The organism is Bradyrhizobium sp. HKCCYLRH3073, from assembly GCF_051167995.1.
Lineage (GTDB): Bacteria > Pseudomonadota > Alphaproteobacteria > Rhizobiales > Xanthobacteraceae > Bradyrhizobium.
On sequence record NZ_JBNPUD010000010.1, the window covers coordinates 92751 to 110024 of the forward strand.

Here is a 17274-nt window from a genome sequence, read left to right on the forward strand (position 1 = left end):
CTGTCGACTTCAGTCGATCGATCGATGCGCATGATCGCGCAATTTGAAGAAGCACTGAGCAGAATAACGGCCGGATGACAAGCTCGGCATGAGATGAAGCCGTGTTTGCCGCTCCGGCAATGGGCCGGCAAGCAGCTCACCGCCGATCGGACGTTTCATCGAGCGGAATGTGGCGTCCACATCGTGGACATATGCTTCCGACTCGCGGGGATGACGGCACTTGCCGGTCATGTCGCTTGTTCCACAATGTGGGACAGCGCGCCGTAAGTTCCACGCTGGAAGACGGGCAGAGCACGGCGGCCGACGGCGCCCCGACCGGTGGCAATCGTGGCTCCTGCCCCGGCCGAGACCGGCACGTGATGCTGGATCAGATAGATCATGATCAGATCATTGACCGGATCGGCCTGCCACCAGGTGCCGAAGATGCCCGGCCAGGTCATCGAGCCCGGTGCGCCACAGGCATAGGGATTGCCGACGGCCTCCTCGGCGATCGCCAGTCCGAGCCCAAATCCGGAGGTCTGCCACAGCGGCATGCCGGCGAAGGGTATCTGGCGCTGCCCATCGGTCAGCCGATTGGTTCGCATCAGCTCCACGGTTGCGGGCCGCAGCAACCTGACGCCGCCCAGCTCGCCTCCTCCGAGCAGCATGCGCGCGAACCGATGGTAGTCCGGCGCCGACGAGATCAGCCCGCCGCCACCCGGCGTATAGGCCGGCGGCTCGTCATACATGACCGGCTCGACCTTCGCGAGCCGCCCCGTCGTCTCGTCATATCCGTACAGGCTCGCCAGGCGATTTCGCTTGGCGAGCGGCAACCAGAAATCGCTGTCGTCCATGCCGAGCGGCGCGAAGATGCGCTCCTGCAGTACCTGCCGGAACGGCTTGCCTTCGACCCGGCCGATCAGGAAGCCGAGCACGTCGGTCGAGTGGCCGTAGTGGAATCGGTCACCGGGCTGATAGGCCAGCGGTAGCGCGCCGAGCGCCGCGAGCCATTCGTCCGGCGTCGAACGGTTCATCGCGGGATCGCCGAGCGCGCGCTCATAGGCGACCTTGAGCGGGCCTTCCGAGAAGAACGCGTAGGCGATGCCCGAGCGGTGCGTGAGCAGATCCTCGATGGTGATCGCGCGCTGGGCGGGCACGGTCTCGTCGAGCGGGCCGGCGGCGTCGCGCAGGACCCGTAAATCGGCCAGCTCTGGAATCCACTGGGAGACGGGGTCCGCCAAGGCGATCCTGCCTTCCTCGACCAGCATCATCGCCGCCACCGAGGTGATCGGCTTGGTCATCGACGCGATCCGGAACAACGTATCCGGGCGCATCGGGCTGTTCGTTTCGACGTCCCGCCAGCCGATCGTCTCGGCATGAACGATCTCGCCGCCGCGCGAGGTGAGAGACACGATGCCTGCGAGCTCGCCGCGATCGACGAATTCGGCGAGCGCCGGGCCGATCGCTGCAAGCGCCGCAGGATCGAAGCCCCGGCGGCGGCGGACGGCTTCACTGATCATGAGCGGCGCTCCGACGGACAGGGTTCAGCTTTCGGCGCCGGCCGGCGCGGATGACGGAGAGACAGCTGGGCATCCTGGCGCGCAAGCGACGCCCGGACAGGCCATGGCCGACGAGAGGATCAGTCCGCCTTGAAGTTGTCGGTCAGGATCGGACCCGAGATGATCCAGCGCTGACCGTCGAATTTCATCATCTGGAATTGCTTGCTGATGCGGTAATCGTCGGGCGTTGTCGTCACCGACATTCCCGGCAGCCCGAGATCGGGAACGAAGCCCTTGATGTTGGTCGCCTGCTTCATGATGTTGGCGCGCGTCAGCTCGTCACCGCATCGCCTGAGAATGTGGACGAGCAGAGCGGCCGTCGAGTAGCCATAGGTCGCAAAGCCGCTGTTGGCGTCCTCGCCGGGCGCGTATTTCGCCATGAACGCCTTGTAGCGCTTCATGCCCTCGTCATCGGCCCATTGCGGATCGAGCGGATCCTTGCCGTAGGCGACCGAGATGATGTCCTTGGCATTCTCGAGCCCCGCGGGCACGAGCACCTGACCGACCGCCGTCGCGTTGACCTCCAGGATGTGGACGGGCTTCCAGCCAAGCTCGGCGGCCTTCCTGATCGATTGCGCCGCGAATTTCGGCGTCGACATGTTGTAGAACAGATCGGCACCCGACGCCTTGAGCGTCACCAGCTGCGAATCGATCGTCGGATCGGACAGCTCGTAGGACAGCTCTTTCACGATCATGCCGGCCTTGGCGCCCAGCCCGTCCTTCAGCCCCTTGACGTAATCTTTGCCGAGATCGTCGTTCTGATACAGGATGCCGATCTTCGCGTTCGGATGGTTCTCCAGAATATATCTTGCGTAGATGTGCGCTTCCGACTGGTAGTTCGGATTGGCGGAGATCGTCCACGGATAGTTCTTCGGATCGGTGAAACGGGACGCTCCACTTCCCGCCAGAAGCTGCGGGACGCCCTTGCCGTTCAGATATTTCTGGACCGCGGCGTTCGGCGGCGTGCCGATGATCTGGAACGTGGTCAGCACCTCGTCGCTTTCGACCAGCTTGCGCACCTGCTCCACCGTCTTCGGCGGACTGTAGGCGTCGTCATACTGGATGAGGTTGATCTTGCGCCCGTTGACGCCGCCCTGCTCGTTGATCATGCGGATATAGGCCGCTTCCGCCTTGCCGATGGACCCGAAAGCAGAAGCCGGCCCGCTGAGCGGGTTGGTCTGGCCGATCTTGATCTCGGTGTCGGTGGCGCCGACGTCGTATGTCTTCTGCGCGAACGCCGGGGCTGAAAGGGCCACGCCGAGCATCAGCACGGCAGCCGCCGTCGACTTGATCCGTATCATGTGTCCTCCCGTGAGCGGCTGATCCATCGCCAGCCGATTGTCCTTGATGATGTCAGCGCGCGACCAGACTGGCAGCGCGCTGCCCGCCGCCCGACCGTCGACCGCTATCCTTCAGGTCTCCGAGACCTACCGTCCGGCCGGCCGCCGGTCAAGCTCATTCATTTAGCACTAAATGAAAATGTTGGAAGCCCGAAGTCCCGCTTGACCGGGCGCGCCCACCCCCTCATCGTCAAAATGACAACGGCGCCGTTCCTGCGCGCGCCGATCAGGGACCACGGAGAGCATGCCAGCAGAGCCGAAGCCCGAGGGGCGCCGCACGCGCGCGGAACAGCGCGCGACGACGGTGAAGCTCATCCTCGACACCAGCGAGGAGCTGTTCGCGCAGCTCGGCTATTTCGGCGTGACGATCAAGGATGTGGCCGACAGGATGGGCATCCATCCTGCGCTGATCCATTACTACTTCGAGGGCAAGAAAGCGCTGTTCGACGCGGTGTTCGAACGCCGCATGGAATACGCTGTCACGGTGCGCACGGCCGGGCTGGATGCCTACGAGGCCAAGGTCGGAGATCGCCCGACCGTGGAAGGCGCGCTGCGTGCCTATTATGACGGCGCGTTCGACGTCTACGTCAACGAAGAGGACAACTGGCGGCACTTCGGCCGCATCTTCGCGCAGGTCGCCAACGCGCCGGGCTATGGCGTGGAGATGATGGACACCTATCTCGATCCGCTGGTGCTGCGTCTCATCGGTCTGCTGCAGAAGGCGCTGCCCGACGCCAGGCCCGAGGATCTGTTCTGGAGCTTCCAGTTCACCTCCGGCGCCTATTCGCTGATCCTGTCACGGACCGGCCGCATCGACCGCCTGTCCGGCGGTCTGTGCAAGTCCGACGATTTCGTGGCCGTCCGCGAGCGGTTCGTAACCTTCATGGCCGGAGGCTTCAACGCGCTCTACAAGCGGCGGAAGCAGAAGTCGAAATGAGCGTCTCGGCGTCTCCCATCGGTCGACGCGACACAAACAACCAGCCGGAACCAATGATGACAGCTCCCTACGTCCCGCAAATGGCCCTCTATCGCCAATGGCTGAACGATCATCGCGGCCTCCACTTCGAAAGCTTCGAGGAGATGCGGCAATGGTCCATCCGCGACCTCGACGGATTCTGGCGCAGCATCTGGGACTATTATGACCTGCAGTCGCCGACCGCGTTTTCGACCGTCCTGGGCGAGCGCACGATGCCGGGAGCGGTCTGGTTTCCCGGCGCTTCGGTCAACTACGCACGGCAGGTGTTTCGGCACGTCGAAGCCGCCGATGCGGCGGGCCTGCCTGCGATCATCAGCAGTCACGAGGATGGCCGGCTCACGGAGACGACCTGGCCGGAGCTTCGGAAGAAAGCTGCCGCCCTGGCGCTGCATCTGCGCGAGCAAGGCGTGGCGCCCGGCGACCGGGTCGCCGCCTATCTGCCCAATATCCCCGAAGCCATGATCGCGTTTCTCGCTGCCGCGAGCATCGGCGCAATCTGGAGCGTTTGCGCGCCCGACATGGCCGCGCCCGCCGTGATCGACCGGTTCAAGCAGATCGAGCCCAAGGTGCTGATCGCCTGCGATGCGGTCACCTATGCCGGCCGCCGGCACGATCGCCGCGATGTCGTCGAGGAGCTCCGCCGCTCGTTGCCAACGGTCGGTCACATCATCCTGCACAGCGACGATGCCGGCGCGCCGGTCGCCGGGGGCGTCCATCTCTCGGATGTCCTGTCACGAACAGGCCCTGGCGTCGATGCCTTCGAACCGGAGTGGCTTCCGTTCGATCATCCGCTCTGGATCGTGTATTCGAGCGGCACCACCGGATTGCCGAAGCCGATCGTGCATGGTCACGGCGGCATCATCGTCGTCACGCTCGCTCTGCTTGGGCTGCACAACGACATCGGCTGCTCCTATCAGCCGAATTCGTTCGGCGAGCGCTATCACTGGTACAGCTCGACTGGCTGGATCATGTGGAACAACCAGGTCGGCGCGCTTCTCAACGGCACCACGTGCTGCATCTTCAACGGCAGCCCGGCCGGGCCCAAGGATCATCCGGACTGGACCACACTGTGGCGGTTCGTGGCGAACTCGAAGTCGACCTTCTTCGGCGCCGGCGCGGCGTTCTTCGCGAGCTGCGTCAAGGCTGACATCAACCTGGCCGACGCGGGCGATCTGTCCCGACTGCGTTGTCTCGGGTCCACCGGCTCGCCGCTCAGTGCCGACACGCAGGCCTGGTTCGATCAGCGGTTCGCGGAGCTGTCGCGGGTCAATGGCAGCCGGGCGCAGGCGCAAATGTGGTGGTCCAACATCTCCGGCGGCACCGACTTCGCCGGCGCCTTCATCTGCGGCAACCGCGAATTGCCGCAGATGCCCGGAACCATGCAATGCCGCGCACTCGGCGCGGCCGTCGAGGCCTTCAATGACCAGGGCGAGCCTGTTATCGGCGAAGTCGGAGAGCTCGTCTGCACCGTACCGATGCCGTCGATGCCGCTGCGGTTCTGGAACGATTCGGGGAATGCGCGCTATCTCGCGAGCTACTTCGACGCCTTCGAGGCGCGCGCGGGCGGGCCGGTCTGGCGACATGGCGACTGGCTCAAGGTCAATCCGGATGGCTCCTGCATCATCTATGGCCGCAGCGACGCGACCATCAATCGCCACGGGCTGCGCATGGGGACGAGCGAATTGTACTCGGCCATCGAGGCGCTGCCGGAGATCCTGGATTCGCTGGTCGTCGATCTCGAATATCTCGGCCGCGACAGCTACATGCCGCTGTTCGTGGTGCTGCGCGACGGGGTCGCGCTTGATGCGGCGATGAAGCGGAAGATCAACATGGCGGTCGAAGCCGGCCTGTCGCGGCGTTTCGTGCCTGACGAGATCTTTGCGGTTGCCGAGATCCCGCGCACCTTGTCCGGCAAGAAGCAGGAGCTGCCGATCAAGAAGCTCCTGCTCGGGCAGCCGCTCGACAAGGTCATCAACCGCGACGCCATGGCCAATCCCGGTTGTCTCGACTGGTACATCGCGTTCGCCCGGAGCCGTTTGCAGAGCGGCTCAGGCGCGACATAGCAGACGCGCCCGAGCGAGCAGCTAGACCATCAGCCGATCGAAATCGACCGCAACATGGCTGTTGGTAAAAATCTCCCGCGCCTCGCCGAGGATCTCCTCGTCGGGATAGCGGCCGGAGATGTGGTTCAGGACAAGCTGCCCGACGTTGCTCGACGCCGCGAGCCCGGCAGCCTCCGCGGCCGTCAGGTGGCCGTAGTCACGAGCCATGGCCGAATCCCGCCGGAGAAAAGTGGCCTCGATCACGAGCATGTCCGCGTCGCGAACATGCTCGTGCAGACCCTCGGTCGTTTCAGCATCGCCGACGATGACGAGCTTTTTCGGTCCCTGCGGAGGCCCCAGAACATCCTCCGGATCGATGGTTCGTCCGTCCTCCAGCGTGACCGGCCGGCCCTCCGCCAATGCCTTCCGCACGGGCCCATCAGGGACCGCGAGCGCCGCCAGACGGTCTGGCAGCAGATGGCGGCGAACTTGACCTGCGAATTCGAAGCCGAAGCTGTCGGTGTCGCGGTGCCGGACGGGAAAGCAGTTGATCGTAAACTCGCCGGCATCGAGAACCGTCCCGCGCCCGAGCGGAACGAGCTCGAGCGGGATCGGCGCGCGGCCCTCGCCCCACAGCCCCGCGAGCATTCGGACCACGACATCGAGCGTGTCGGGGCCGCCGTGTATGCGCATAGTGTCAGCGCTCCTGCGCAGCCGCAGGGTGGAAAACAGTCCGGGAATGCCGAGGACATGGTCGAAATGGCCGTGGGTGAGCAGGATCCGATCGAGCCGGCGAAAGCCTGCCCCACTGCGGAGCAGCTGACGCTGGGTCCCCTCGCCGCAATCGACGAGAATACGATGCCGGCCTGCTCGAACGAGAAGGGCTGGATGGTTGCGGTCCGCCGACGGAACGCTCGCCGAGGTCCCCAGGAAAGTGAGCTCGAACATCACAGCCGCTTCAGGCCCATGGTCGCAGCGTCGTGAGCGGCTTTGACGACAGGTCCCGGCTGCGCTGCTTCGTCTCGATCACGGTCGGCGGTCCCTTTTCTCATGAGCGTGTTTCCCTCGTCGCCGATGAAAGGCTGTGAGGGAGAGGGACATTGCAACGTCCTTGTAAGGGACGTTGCTGGTAGCCAGCACTCGGCTGTGCAGACTTCATCGCCTCGCTCTGATAGAGCTTGACCATGCCAAGCTCTGGTCCGGAACAGGATGCCGCACCGCCGGCAACCCGCAAGATCATCCACATCGACATGGATGCATTCTACGCGTCGGTCGAGCAGCGGGACAATCCCGAGCTGCGCGGCAAGCCCGTGGCCGTGGGAGGCTCGCGCGAACGCGGTGTCGTGGCAGCCGCAAGCTACGAGGCTCGGGCGTACGGCGTGCGCTCGGCAATGCCGTCGGTGACGGCAAAACGCCAGTGTCCGGACCTGATATTCGTCAAGCCTCGCTTCGAGGTCTACAAGGCCATCAGCCAGCAGATCCGCGCCATCTTCGCCCAGTATACGCCGGTCATCGAGCCTTTGTCGCTGGACGAGGCCTATCTGGACGTCACCGAAAATCTGCAAGGCATTCCGCTGGCACGCGACATCGCCTTGCAGATCCGGGCCAAGATCAAGGCCGAGACCGGACTCAATGCCTCCGCGGGAATCTCCTACAACAAGTTCCTCGCCAAGCTGGCCTCGGACCATCGCAAACCCAATGGCCAATACGTCATCTCGCCGGAGATGGGTCCAGCCTTCGTGGAGGGGCTGCCGGTCGGCAGGTTTCACGGCATCGGCCCGGCGACCGCCGCGAAATTCAACGCGCTCGGAATTCATACCGGGCTCGACATCCGCAATCAGACCCTGCCCTTCCTCCAGCAGCACTTCGGCAAGGCCGGCCACCACTACTATTGGATCTCGCGCGGCATCGACAATCGCCCGGTCCGCGCCAATCGCATCCGCAAATCAGTCGGCGCCGAAAACACCTTCTCGACCGACCTGACCGACTTCGAGCCGATGCTGGCGGAGCTGCAGCCGCTGATCGACAAGGTCTGGCAGCATTGCGAAGCCAGCGGCAACCGAGGCCGGACGGTCACCTTGAAGGTCAAGTTCGCGGACTTCGAAATCATGACGCGCAGCAGGTCCGTCGCCAACCTGGTCGCGAGCCGGGAGGACCTGGCACGCTTGTCCATTGCTCTCCTGCAGAGCGAGATGCCCTTGGCCAAGCCGGTGCGCCTCCTCGGCGTTTCGCTGTCATCCTTGCAGCAGCACGACACCGGCGTGGAAGCCCAGCTTCCCTTGCTGATCTGAGGCGGGTCGGCCCCGATAGCGATCGCGACGGTCCCCGATCGTTCCAGCAACGGGACGGGTTGACAGCCGAACAACCGAGCGCTTTATTCTGCCGCACGGGGATGTGCGATCTCCCCGCGAGGCGACATGCCCAAGAATCGCGTCCTGGTCACCAAGGGCGCAGCATGTCATCATCATATACGTCCATCTCACCCGAAAAATTGTCTCGACTGATCGGCACGGCGGCCGCGCCGGCGCTCGTCGACGTGCGTATCGACGAGGATTTCGCCGCCGACCCGCGCCTCATCCCCGGCGCCGTCAGGCGTTCGCATCTCGATGTGCAGCAATGGGCGCCGAGCTTCACCGGCCAATCCGTCATCGTGGTCTGTCAGAAAGGCAAGAAGCTCAGCGAAGGCACCGCAGCCTGGCTCCGGTGCAGCAACATCGCGGCCGAGGTCCTCGACGGCGGACACGTCAGCTGGAGGGAGGCGCAGCTCCCGACTGTGCCCGCGAACAGGATTCCCGCGAGGGACAGCCGCGGCCGCACGGTCTGGGTCACGCGATCACGTCCGAAGATCGACCGCATCGCCTGTCCATGGCTGATCCGCCGCTTCGTCGACCCCGCCGCGGTCTTCCTGTTCGTGACACCGGCCGAGGTGGAAGCGGTCGCCGAGCGCTTCCAGGCCACGGCCTTCGACGTCGAGAACGTCTTCTGGAGCCATCGCGGCGAACTTTGCACCTTCGACATCATGGTCGAAGAGTTTGGCCTGCGGACGCCGGCATTGGAGCGACTCGCCACGATCGTGCGCGCCGCGGATACGGCGCGGCTCGATCTGTCTCCCGAGGCTCCCGGACTGCTCGCGGCTTCACTCGGGCTGTCGCGAATGTACGACGACGATCTGGAGCAGTTGAGCGCAGGGCTTCTGCTCTACGACGCCTTCTACCGCTGGTGCCGCGACGCCACCAAGGAGGCGCACAACTGGCCGAACAGCAAGGTGAAGTCATGACGGACATCGCAGCATCGCGAAAACCGGTTGCGGCCGAGCACACCCATGGCATCTCCTTCAATGACGCGCTTCTGGTGTGGATCCGGGTGGCCTGTCTGAGTTTCGGCGGCCCCGCCGGCCAGATCGCGGTCATGCATCGCATCCTCGTCGAGGAGAAGAACTGGATTTCGGAGAGCCGCTTCCTGCATGCGCTGAACTACTGCATGCTGCTGCCGGGACCCGAGGCGCAGCAGCTTGCGACCTATATTGGCTGGCTGCTGCATCGGACCACCGGCGGCATCGTTGCGGGCACGCTCTTCATCCTGCCGGGCATTTTCGCCATCATGGGCCTCAGCTACATCTATGCAGCCTATGGCCATGTCGGCGTCGTCGACGCCTTGTTCTTCGGCCTCAAGGCGGCGGTGCTGGCGATCGTGATCCAGGCCGTGGTCCGCGTCGGCAAGCGCGCGCTACGCAATCGGATCATGATCGGACTGGCGGCGGCGGCGTTCGTCGCGATCTTCTTCTTCGGGGCGCCGTTTCCGACCATCATCATTGCCGCCGGAGTCATCGGCTTCGTCGCTGCCCGCCTCGGCCGGCCGGAGTTCGCAGCCCTCGAGCACGGCGGCAAGATCGCCGGCGCGATCGACAGCATGCTCGGCGAAGCCGTGCCGGATCACGTCCGTCCGAACGCGTCGCGCGCGCTGCGGGTGGCGGCCGTCTGGCTCGCGATCTGGCTCGTCCCCGTCTTCGCCCTGCTGACCCTGCTCGGGCCGAACGACGTCTTCGGTCAGATCGCGATCTTCTTCAGCAAGATGGCGATGGTGACGTTCGGCGGCGCCTACGCCGTGCTCGCCTACGTCGCGCAACAGGCCGCGGATTACTATCACTGGGTTGCTCCGCGCGAGATGCTCGACGGCCTCGGCATGGCGGAGACGACTCCCGGTCCCCTGATCATGGTCGTCCAGTTCGTGGGCTTCATGGCCGCGTTCCGCGGGGAGAGCGGGCTGTCTCCCTTGCTCGCCGGCACGCTGGGCGGACTGCTGGCGACGTGGGTGACGTTCGCGCCCTGCTTCCTCTGGATCTTCGTCGGCGCCCCGTACATCGAGGCGCTGCGAGGAAACAAGGCGCTCGCCGGCGCGCTCTCGGCGATCACCGCCGCCGTCGTCGGCGTGATCCTCAATCTCTCGATCTGGTTCGCGCTGCACACCCTGTTTCGCGAGACCTTTCCGATCCATGGATTTGGACTGTCATTCGACGCGCCCCGGCCGATGAGCATCGACCTGCCGGCCGTCGTCCTGTCGATTGCGGCCGCCACGGCCATTTTCCGCTTCAACGCGGGAATGCTCGTCGTGCTCGCCGCCTCGTGCATCGCGGGCATGCTGATGCGCTTTGCAGGCGTCATCTGAGAGCACGCTGCGACGGAATATGGGGCAGTGCCAGACCAAAAGGAGCGAACGATGAGAAGCACGATCTGGAGTCTGTTGGGCCTCGGCGCCTGCCTCCTCGCACACGGCGCCGGACCGATCGTCTCGACGGCGCGAGCACAGGACATCGATTGGCAGAAGGTCGACGAGACATTGGGCCGGAAGCCGTCCGTGACGGGAGACGTCCGCCGGTACGGCTTCCCGCGCACCGATCTCTCGGTGACCCTGGACGGCGTAACCATCAGGCCGGCGCTCGCGCTCGGCGGCTGGGTCGCGTTCAAGCCGGCGCATGGCGGCACCATGATCATGGGCGATCTCGTCCTGCTGGAATCAGAGGTCAATCCGGTGATGGCGAAGATGATCGCCGGCGGGCTCGAAATCAGCGCCGTGCACAACCATCTGCTCCGCGCGAGCCCAGCAACGTCCTACATGCATGTCGTCGGTCATGGAGATCCGGTCAAACTCGCGTCCGCCATCCGCGACGCCCTCGCCGACAGCAAGACACCGTTGACGGTTGCGGCATCGCCGACCACGCCGCCACCGGCCATCGATCTCGACACGGCCCAGCTCGATCAGATCCTGACGGTCAAAGGACAGGCCAATGGCGGGGTCTATCAGTTCAGCGTGCCGCGACGCGATCCCATTGTCGAGGGCGGACTATCCTTGTCTCCCGTCGCGTCGATGGGCGTCGCGACGGGCATCAACTTCCAGCCGACCGGCGCAGGCAAGGCCGCCGTCACCGGCGACTTCGTACTGAGCGGGGAGGAGGTGAACCCCGTGATCCGGACGCTCCGTGCCCACGGCATCGAGGTCACGGCGCTGCATAGTCACATGCTGGACGAACACCCCCGCATCTTCTTCATGCACTTCTGGGCGAATGATGATGCGATCAAGCTCGCCAAGGGTTTGCGGGCGGCGCTCGACAAGACGGCAAGCACCAAGAGCTAAGAGCAAAGGAGGAAAGGCGCGGTCCGAGAGTGTGCGGGCCTTGCTCTGCCGGCAGATGCGGCAACCTTCCGGTCTGGCCCACCTGCAACGGCCGCGCATGAGTGAGACGCCGATCGGTGGCAAGGCGACGCGCTGCCGGAGTCCATGCGAGCTCTCTGGTGGTGGTACCGAAGATTGGGGACGGGGGCAGATCCCGTCCCTCGACCCACGCGCGATCCTATGGCAAGTCTGGACGACGCCGATGTGGCGCAGCCGGATGTCGTGATGCCGTCGAAGCAGGACTGGACGCTCGCTTTCCCGCCGTTGCGACAACTGCCGGAGGAGATCTTCGCGCAGTTGCGCGAGGCCAGCCTTATCGTCGAGCTTCCGGAAGGCAGCCGGATTTTCGGCCCCGGTCAGGCGCCGGATTCCTTTCTGCTGCTGCTGGACGGGACCATCCGCGTGCAGCAGACGTCCGAGTCCGGCCGCGAGATCGTGCTCTACCGCGTCCAGGCAGGCGAAAGCTGCGCGCTGACCACGGCCTGCCTGATGGGTTACGAGGAATACCAGGCCGAGGGGATCGCGGAGACCCGGATCCGTGCCGTGGCGATCCCGCGCGCGCTGTTCGACCGGCTGATCGCCAGCTCGCGCGAATTCCGACAGTTCGTCTTCACAGCGTTCAGCCGCCGTGTCACCAATCTCTTCCGCATCATCGAGGAAGTCGCGTTCGAGCGGATCGATGTGCGGCTCGCGCAGAAGCTTCTGGACCTCGCCGGGGCAAGGCAGCAGATCGCTGCAACGCATCAGGAGCTCGCCAACGAGCTCGGCAGCGCACGCGAGGTCATCAGCCGCCAGCTCAATGAATTCGCGCGGCGCGGCTGGTTGCGAATGGCTCGCGGAATCGTCGAGATCACCGACAGACCGGCGCTTGTCCACCTGGCCCAGCATGGCTAGGAACCGGCGTCTCTTGGTGACTTAGTTACATACCCGCGCTGTGTCCCGCTCTATCGTCTGCATCATCGCAAGCCAAAGGGGAGCGCGACATGACACAGAACATTGGCAAGATCGACCGGCTGCTCAGGATCATCGTCGGACTGGCGATCCTCAGTCTGACGGTCGTAGGACCGCACACCCTGTGGGGCCTTCTGGGCCTGATCCCGCTCGGCACCGCACTGATCGGCTGGTGCCCGCCCTACGCGATGCTCGGCATCAATACATGCGGAACGAAATCCAGTTCGATGTCTTAGACCGCGCAGGACGACAAACGCGCCGTGGGCGGCGATGCCGCCCCGGAGCCAAATCGTGGAGCAGCAGCCATGTCCTATCGAATCGATTCCTATCCAATCGATCTCCGCATGCAGCCGAAGGTGGCCGGATTTTTCGATCCTGACACCAGCACGATCAGCTACGTGGTGAAGGACCCGTCATCGCCGTCCTGCGCGATCGTCGATCCCGTCCTCGACATCGACTACGCGGCCGGCCGAATCAGCACACGCTCCGCCGACATGCTGATCGACTACGTGAAGATCAACGGCCTCAGGCCGGAGTGGCTGATCGAAACGCATGCGCATGCCGACCATCTCTCCGCTGCGCCCTACATCCAGGACAAGCTCGGCGGCAAGATCGGCATCGGCGAACATATCCTGACCGTGCAGGAGACCTTCGGCAAGGTCTTCAACGAGGGCACGGAGTTTCGCCGCGACGGCAGCCAGTTCGACCGGCTGTTCAAGGATGGCGACACCTATCAGGTGGGACAGATGACGGCCTTCGTGATGCACACGCCCGGCCATACGCCGGCCTGTGCCACACATGTGATGGGCGATGCCGCTTTCGTCGGCGACACCTTGTTCATGCCGGACGGGGGAACGGCGCGGGCCGACTTTCCAGGCGGCAATGCGCGCACGCTGTACCGCTCGATCCGGAAGATCCTTGAGACGCTGCCGCGCGAGACCCGGCTGTTCATGTGTCACGACTATGCCCCCGACGACCGCACGGTGCGCTGGGAAACGACCGTCGGCGAGGAGCGGCTCCACAACATCCACGCCCGAGACGGGATGACCGAGAACGAGTTCGTCGCGCTCCGCGAGGCCCGCGACAAGACGCTCGGCATGCCGCGCCTGATCATTCCATCGCTGCAGGTCAATATCCGCGCCGGACATCTGCCTCCCGCGGACGCGACAGGAAAGACATTCCTGAAGGTACCGATCAACGTACTTTGAGAACCACTCGCTTTGCTCACGCGATGCGGGTTTGTCCGCAAGTTCGCGGCGTCACGAAGATGTCAGTTGCCAACAGCGGTCGGTCTGCGCGACCAGTCCAGACTGGAGAAGATGATCCACGATGAGATGTGCTGAGCTCGAGATGCCCGCGATGACACGCCGCCTGATGGCGGCGCTGATCGCGCTCGTCTTGAGTCTGGCGCCTCTGCTCGGAACCTTCGAGGTAGCAACGGCCGACGCCGGCGCCGGTGTGCACCAATGGTCCCGAACGACCACCAGCGCGCCCAAGCCATGCAGGAAGGCCGTCATCCCGGGCATGATCAACGCGTGTCCGTTTGCCGCGGCGGGTCTGACTGCCGTCCCCGCGAGCGACAGTGGGGCGGCACAGCCGGTTGCCGCGTCCCGGACGCTGTCCTGGCGCCCCTATGACGAGGCGCTGACGACGCAATGCGACGCGTCCTCGCCCTACCGTCCCCCCTGTCGCCACGCCTGATCCTTCCGTCGTCATCGGCTCGCGGGCCGCGTAACGTCGTGACTTGAGCGGACGAATATCCACCATCGATCGTGCGTCGTGCAGGTCGGCTTAAGGTGCCCATTGCCAGGCGCGCCTTGCGCCGGGTCGCGCAGCGCAACTGCCACCGCAACGCACGATCAGCGCGCGGGAGATCATCATGTCCATCCGTCATCTTGGCCGGCTCGCATGGCTGCTCGGCCTGCTCCATCTTGCGGCGACGACCGCTGTCGCGGGCGAATTGCGACCGCAGGCGAACGTCGACACGCGCCTGCTGGTCGGCGACGTCACGCGAGCAGACGGCGGCCCGGCCGCGGCATGGGCCGGACTGGATGTCAGGCTGGATGCAGGCTGGCACACCTATTGGCGCTCGCCCGGCGACGCCGGCGCGCCGCCCGAATTCGACTGGACCGGCTCGCGCAACGTCGCCGATGTCACCGTCGAATGGCCGGCACCGAGCCGCTTCAGCGAGCAGGATATCGACACGTTCGGCTATGCCGAGCACGTGCTGTTTCCGTTGCGCGTGCGGCTCGAGGATGGCGCGGCGCCCGCGCATCTCACGCTGAAAACCGTGCTGTTCGTCTGCTCGGTCATCTGCACCCAGCAGGAGGCCCATCTCGAGGCCGACATCCCCGCCGTGTCGCGCCGGCCGAACGATCAGGCGCTGATCGACGAATGGCGGCAGAGCGTCCCGCGCGCGAGCGCGCCCGGGCTTTCCATCACGGCGTTGCGCATCGATCGGCAACCAAAGCCGCACCTGCAGCTCGAGGCGCATGCGACGCCGCCACTGCACGCGCCCGACGTCTTCCTTGATGGGAACGACGCCGTGTCCGGCGGCCGTCCCCAGGTGAGCCCGATGTCGGACGGCGGCGTCCGGATCACCGTACCGGTGCAAGGCCTCGATCAGGCCGGTCCGGTGCAACGCCTGCGGGTCACCCTGGTCGATGGCGATCGATCGATCGAAGCCATGCTTCCGGTGGATGCCGATCAAGCTGCTCGCGCTTCTGCGGCCAAAGCAGCCACAGCGGCACCGCGTCCTTCGGCGGCATCGATCTGGGCCATGCTCGGCGTGGCCCTGCTCGGCGGCTTCATCCTCAACTTCATGCCATGTGTGTTTCCGGTGTTATCGTTGAAGCTCGTTTCGCTGGTCGATCACGATCCCGCACGCGCGCCCTCGCCGCGCCGGGCATTCCTGGCGACGGCGGCCGGCATCGTCGCCTCATTCGTGACCCTTGCCACCGTCCTCTCCGCGCTCAAGGCCGCGGGCGCCGAAGTCGGCTGGGGCCTGCAGTTTCAGCAGCCAGCTTTCCTCATCGCGATGATCATCGTGCTCGCCGCATTCGGTGCCAACCTGCTCGGCCTGTTCGAGATCGGCCTGCCGTGGTGGATCGCCGGCCGCCTTGGCAACGCCGCGAGCCACAGGACGATGGCAGGTCATGCCATCAACGGCTTCGTCATGACGCTGCTGGCCACGCCGTGCTCGGCGCCGTTCGTCGGCACCGCCGTCGCCTTTGCGCTGTCGCAGGCCGCGCCGCAGATCCTGCTGGTGTTCACCACGCTCGGGCTCGGCATGGCAGCGCCCTATCTGTGTCTGGCCGCAGCGCCCGGCCTCGCCGCTCTCTTCCCGCGGCCCGGCCGCTGGATGCTGAAGCTGCGCGCCGTCGCAGCGGCCGCGATGGCGGCGACCGCGCTATGGCTGCTGACCGTGCTCGCCGACATCAGTGGCCCGGCGACTGCGGCCGTCCTCGCCGCTGCGCTGCTGGTCCCCACGCTGATCATGGCGGCGCTCCGTTTCCCGTTGCGGCGAACGATCGCTGGAGCCGGCCTCGCCGGCATGATCGGACTAACGCTGATCGCCGCCACCTCCATCAAGCAGCCGGATGGCGGAAGCCGACCGGCCGGAATCGCCTGGCAGCCGCTGGTGCCCGCCGAGATCGCGGCACAGGTGCGCGCCGGTCGCACGGTCTTCGTCGATGTCGGCGCCAGCTGGTGCGTCACCTGCAAGGTGAACGAGAAGCTCGTGCTCGACAGCACGGCCGTGCGCGGTCGCCTTGCGTCGGGTGTCGTTGCCGTCAGGGGCGACTGGACCTCCCCCAGCGATGCGATCGCGACCTATCTGCGATCCTTCGGCCGCTACGGCCTGCCGTTCAACGCCGTGTTCGGCCCGGGCGCTCCCGCCGGCATCGTGCTGCCCGAACTACTGACTCCACAGATCGTGCTCGACGCGATCGACACCGCCTCAACCACCCCTCATCAGGAGAACGACAAGACATGACCACGAAGACCTTCGCCGCATCGATCGCGACGCTGCTGCTGCTCGCCACGGCGATCCTGCCGATCCAGGCCCGCGCCGAGGACGACGACACCGACATTCTGAGCGAGGCGCGCATCCTGAACGATCCCGCCATCCCCGCTGTCGGCAACGCCGAGGGCGACATCACGATCGTCGAGTATTTCGACTATCAGTGTCCGTATTGCCGCAAGATCAGCCCGGAGCTCGCCAAGGTGGTTCGCGACGACGGTCACGTCCGCCTCGTCTTCAAGGATTGGCCGATCTTCGGCGGCGCCTCGATCTACGCGGCCCGCCTCACCCTGGCGGCGAGATATCAGGACAAGTTCGCCGAGGCGCACGAGGCGCTGATTTCGCTGCACGACAAGCTGTCGGAAGCCAAGGTCGATGCGGCGCTCAGCGGCGCCGGAATCGATCTGGGCCGCGCCAAGGCCGACCTCGCGGCCAAGCACGCCGACATCGACGCCGTGCTCGCGCGCAATCACGAGCAGGCCACGGGCCTCGGCTTCCGCGGCACGCCGGCCTTCATCATCGGCCATTTCCGCATCCCCGGCGTCCCCAATGCCCAGGCTTTCAAGCAGGCCATTGCGGATGCCCGCGCGGCTGCATCCGCCAAGTGAGCGGGCCCCTGGCGCTCGCCACGGACACGCCGCGCCCCCAAGGTGCGGCTCAATGGCGGGTGCAAGGGTTAGGGTGATCTCGTTCCAGACGTCTGGGACAGCGGGGCTCCCTGATGCTTTCCGCGATG

At 65.3% G+C, this 17274-nt stretch carries 16 protein-coding genes; 12 read left to right on the top strand and 4 right to left on the bottom strand.

Features of this window, described 5'->3' with window-relative positions; translation table 11 throughout:
- Positions 1–9: 9 nt before the first annotated feature.
- From ACQR1X_RS22950 to ACQR1X_RS22960, 3 genes are all read right to left on the bottom strand, one after another.
- Entirely contained in the window at positions 10–231 is a 222-nt protein-coding gene (locus ACQR1X_RS22950) for a hypothetical protein (protein WP_434845726.1), read from the bottom strand.
- Positions 228–1499 (bottom strand): serine hydrolase domain-containing protein, encoded by a 1272-nt coding sequence (locus tag ACQR1X_RS22955; protein WP_434899618.1) that lies wholly within the window; start codon positions 1497–1499, stop codon positions 228–230. The genes ACQR1X_RS22950 and ACQR1X_RS22955 overlap by 4 nt, the downstream gene beginning before the upstream one ends.
- A gap of 119 nt (positions 1500–1618) precedes the next feature.
- Positions 1619–2839, bottom strand: a complete 1221-nt coding sequence (locus tag ACQR1X_RS22960; RefSeq protein ID WP_434899619.1) for an ABC transporter substrate-binding protein — start codon at positions 2837–2839, stop codon at positions 1619–1621.
- A gap of 283 nt (positions 2840–3122) precedes the next feature.
- On the opposite strand from ACQR1X_RS22960, the gene ACQR1X_RS22965 reads away from it, so the two are divergent.
- Positions 3123–3815 carry a TetR/AcrR family transcriptional regulator gene (locus tag ACQR1X_RS22965; RefSeq protein WP_315802019.1) on the top strand — a complete coding sequence of 231 codons (693 nt, stop codon included), beginning with the start codon at positions 3123–3125 and terminating at the stop codon, positions 3813–3815.
- 56 nt (positions 3816–3871) lie between these two features.
- On the top strand, positions 3872–5917 hold the full coding sequence (locus ACQR1X_RS22970) for an acetoacetate--CoA ligase (protein ID WP_434899620.1): 2046 nt from the start codon (positions 3872–3874) through the stop codon (positions 5915–5917).
- Positions 5918–5938: 21 nt separating this feature from the next.
- Here the strand turns inward: ACQR1X_RS22970 and ACQR1X_RS22975 are convergent, their stop codons facing one another.
- A complete protein-coding gene (locus tag ACQR1X_RS22975; RefSeq protein ID WP_434899621.1) occupies positions 5939–6844 on the bottom strand; it encodes a ribonuclease Z in 906 nt (301 codons plus the stop codon).
- Between the two features lie 236 nt (positions 6845–7080).
- Between ACQR1X_RS22975 and dinB the strand changes: the two genes are divergently transcribed.
- The 10 genes from dinB to ACQR1X_RS23025 all read left to right on the top strand — a co-directional run bounded on the left by dinB (position 7081) and on the right by ACQR1X_RS23025 (position 17146).
- Positions 7081–8187: a DNA polymerase IV gene (dinB, locus tag ACQR1X_RS22980; RefSeq protein ID WP_434893982.1), complete on the top strand. Its 1107-nt coding sequence runs from the start codon at positions 7081–7083 to the stop codon at positions 8185–8187.
- A gap of 164 nt (positions 8188–8351) precedes the next feature.
- Positions 8352–9173, top strand: coding sequence for a sulfurtransferase/chromate resistance protein (locus ACQR1X_RS22985; RefSeq protein ID WP_316217793.1), 822 nt, complete (start codon positions 8352–8354; stop codon positions 9171–9173).
- Complete coding sequence (gene chrA / locus ACQR1X_RS22990) at positions 9170–10561, top strand: chromate efflux transporter (protein WP_434899622.1); 1392 nt, start codon at positions 9170–9172, stop codon at positions 10559–10561. Before ACQR1X_RS22985 ends, chrA begins: the two co-directional genes overlap by 4 nt.
- A 51-nt stretch (positions 10562–10612) precedes the next feature.
- A complete protein-coding gene (locus ACQR1X_RS22995; RefSeq protein WP_434864182.1) occupies positions 10613–11527 on the top strand; it encodes a DUF1259 domain-containing protein in 915 nt (304 codons plus the stop codon).
- Between the two features lie 264 nt (positions 11528–11791).
- Positions 11792–12460, top strand: a complete 669-nt coding sequence (locus ACQR1X_RS23000) for a Crp/Fnr family transcriptional regulator (RefSeq protein WP_434899689.1) — start codon at positions 11792–11794, stop codon at positions 12458–12460.
- 89 nt (positions 12461–12549) lie between these two features.
- A complete protein-coding gene (locus ACQR1X_RS23005; RefSeq protein ID WP_434899623.1) occupies positions 12550–12753 on the top strand; it encodes a YgaP family membrane protein in 204 nt (67 codons plus the stop codon).
- 69 nt (positions 12754–12822) lie between these two features.
- Positions 12823–13725 (top strand): MBL fold metallo-hydrolase, encoded by a 903-nt coding sequence (locus ACQR1X_RS23010; protein ID WP_434899624.1) that lies wholly within the window; start codon positions 12823–12825, stop codon positions 13723–13725.
- Between the two features lie 142 nt (positions 13726–13867).
- On the top strand, positions 13868–14218 hold the full coding sequence (locus tag ACQR1X_RS23015) for a hypothetical protein (protein WP_434899625.1): 351 nt from the start codon (positions 13868–13870) through the stop codon (positions 14216–14218).
- A 178-nt stretch (positions 14219–14396) separates the two neighbouring features.
- On the top strand, positions 14397–16511 hold the full coding sequence (locus ACQR1X_RS23020) for a protein-disulfide reductase DsbD family protein (RefSeq protein ID WP_434899626.1): 2115 nt from the start codon (positions 14397–14399) through the stop codon (positions 16509–16511).
- Positions 16508–17146, top strand: coding sequence for a DsbA family protein (locus ACQR1X_RS23025; protein WP_434899627.1), 639 nt, complete (start codon positions 16508–16510; stop codon positions 17144–17146). The genes ACQR1X_RS23020 and ACQR1X_RS23025 overlap by 4 nt, the downstream gene beginning before the upstream one ends.
- Positions 17147–17274: the final 128 nt, after the last annotated feature.

Excerpts from the sequence above, each read along its gene's own strand:
- ACQR1X_RS22965 (WP_315802019.1), top strand. The coding sequence starts at position 3,123 with ATGCCAGCAGAGCCGAAGCCCGAGGGGCGCCGCACGCGCGCGGAACAG.
- ACQR1X_RS22960 (WP_434899619.1), bottom strand. The coding sequence starts at position 2,839 with ATGATACGGATCAAGTCGACGGCGGCTGCCGTGCTGATGCTCGGCGTG.
- ACQR1X_RS22995 (WP_434864182.1), top strand. The coding sequence starts at position 10,613 with ATGAGAAGCACGATCTGGAGTCTGTTGGGCCTCGGCGCCTGCCTCCTC.
- ACQR1X_RS23005 (WP_434899623.1), top strand. The coding sequence starts at position 12,550 with ATGACACAGAACATTGGCAAGATCGACCGGCTGCTCAGGATCATCGTC.
- ACQR1X_RS22955 (WP_434899618.1), bottom strand. The coding sequence starts at position 1,499 with ATGATCAGTGAAGCCGTCCGCCGCCGCCGGGGCTTCGATCCTGCGGCG.
- chrA (WP_434899622.1), top strand. The coding sequence starts at position 9,170 with ATGACGGACATCGCAGCATCGCGAAAACCGGTTGCGGCCGAGCACACC.
- ACQR1X_RS22985 (WP_316217793.1), top strand. The coding sequence starts at position 8,352 with ATGTCATCATCATATACGTCCATCTCACCCGAAAAATTGTCTCGACTG.
- ACQR1X_RS23015 (WP_434899625.1), top strand. The coding sequence starts at position 13,868 with ATGCCCGCGATGACACGCCGCCTGATGGCGGCGCTGATCGCGCTCGTC.
- ACQR1X_RS22950 (WP_434845726.1), bottom strand. The coding sequence starts at position 231 with ATGACCGGCAAGTGCCGTCATCCCCGCGAGTCGGAAGCATATGTCCAC.
- ACQR1X_RS23025 (WP_434899627.1), top strand. The coding sequence starts at position 16,508 with ATGACCACGAAGACCTTCGCCGCATCGATCGCGACGCTGCTGCTGCTC.
- ACQR1X_RS23000 (WP_434899689.1), top strand. The coding sequence starts at position 11,792 with ATGCCGTCGAAGCAGGACTGGACGCTCGCTTTCCCGCCGTTGCGACAA.
- dinB (WP_434893982.1), top strand. The coding sequence starts at position 7,081 with ATGCCAAGCTCTGGTCCGGAACAGGATGCCGCACCGCCGGCAACCCGC.
- ACQR1X_RS23020 (WP_434899626.1), top strand. The coding sequence starts at position 14,397 with ATGTCCATCCGTCATCTTGGCCGGCTCGCATGGCTGCTCGGCCTGCTC.
- ACQR1X_RS22970 (WP_434899620.1), top strand. The coding sequence starts at position 3,872 with ATGACAGCTCCCTACGTCCCGCAAATGGCCCTCTATCGCCAATGGCTG.
- ACQR1X_RS23010 (WP_434899624.1), top strand. The coding sequence starts at position 12,823 with ATGTCCTATCGAATCGATTCCTATCCAATCGATCTCCGCATGCAGCCG.
- ACQR1X_RS22975 (WP_434899621.1), bottom strand. The coding sequence starts at position 6,844 with ATGTTCGAGCTCACTTTCCTGGGGACCTCGGCGAGCGTTCCGTCGGCG.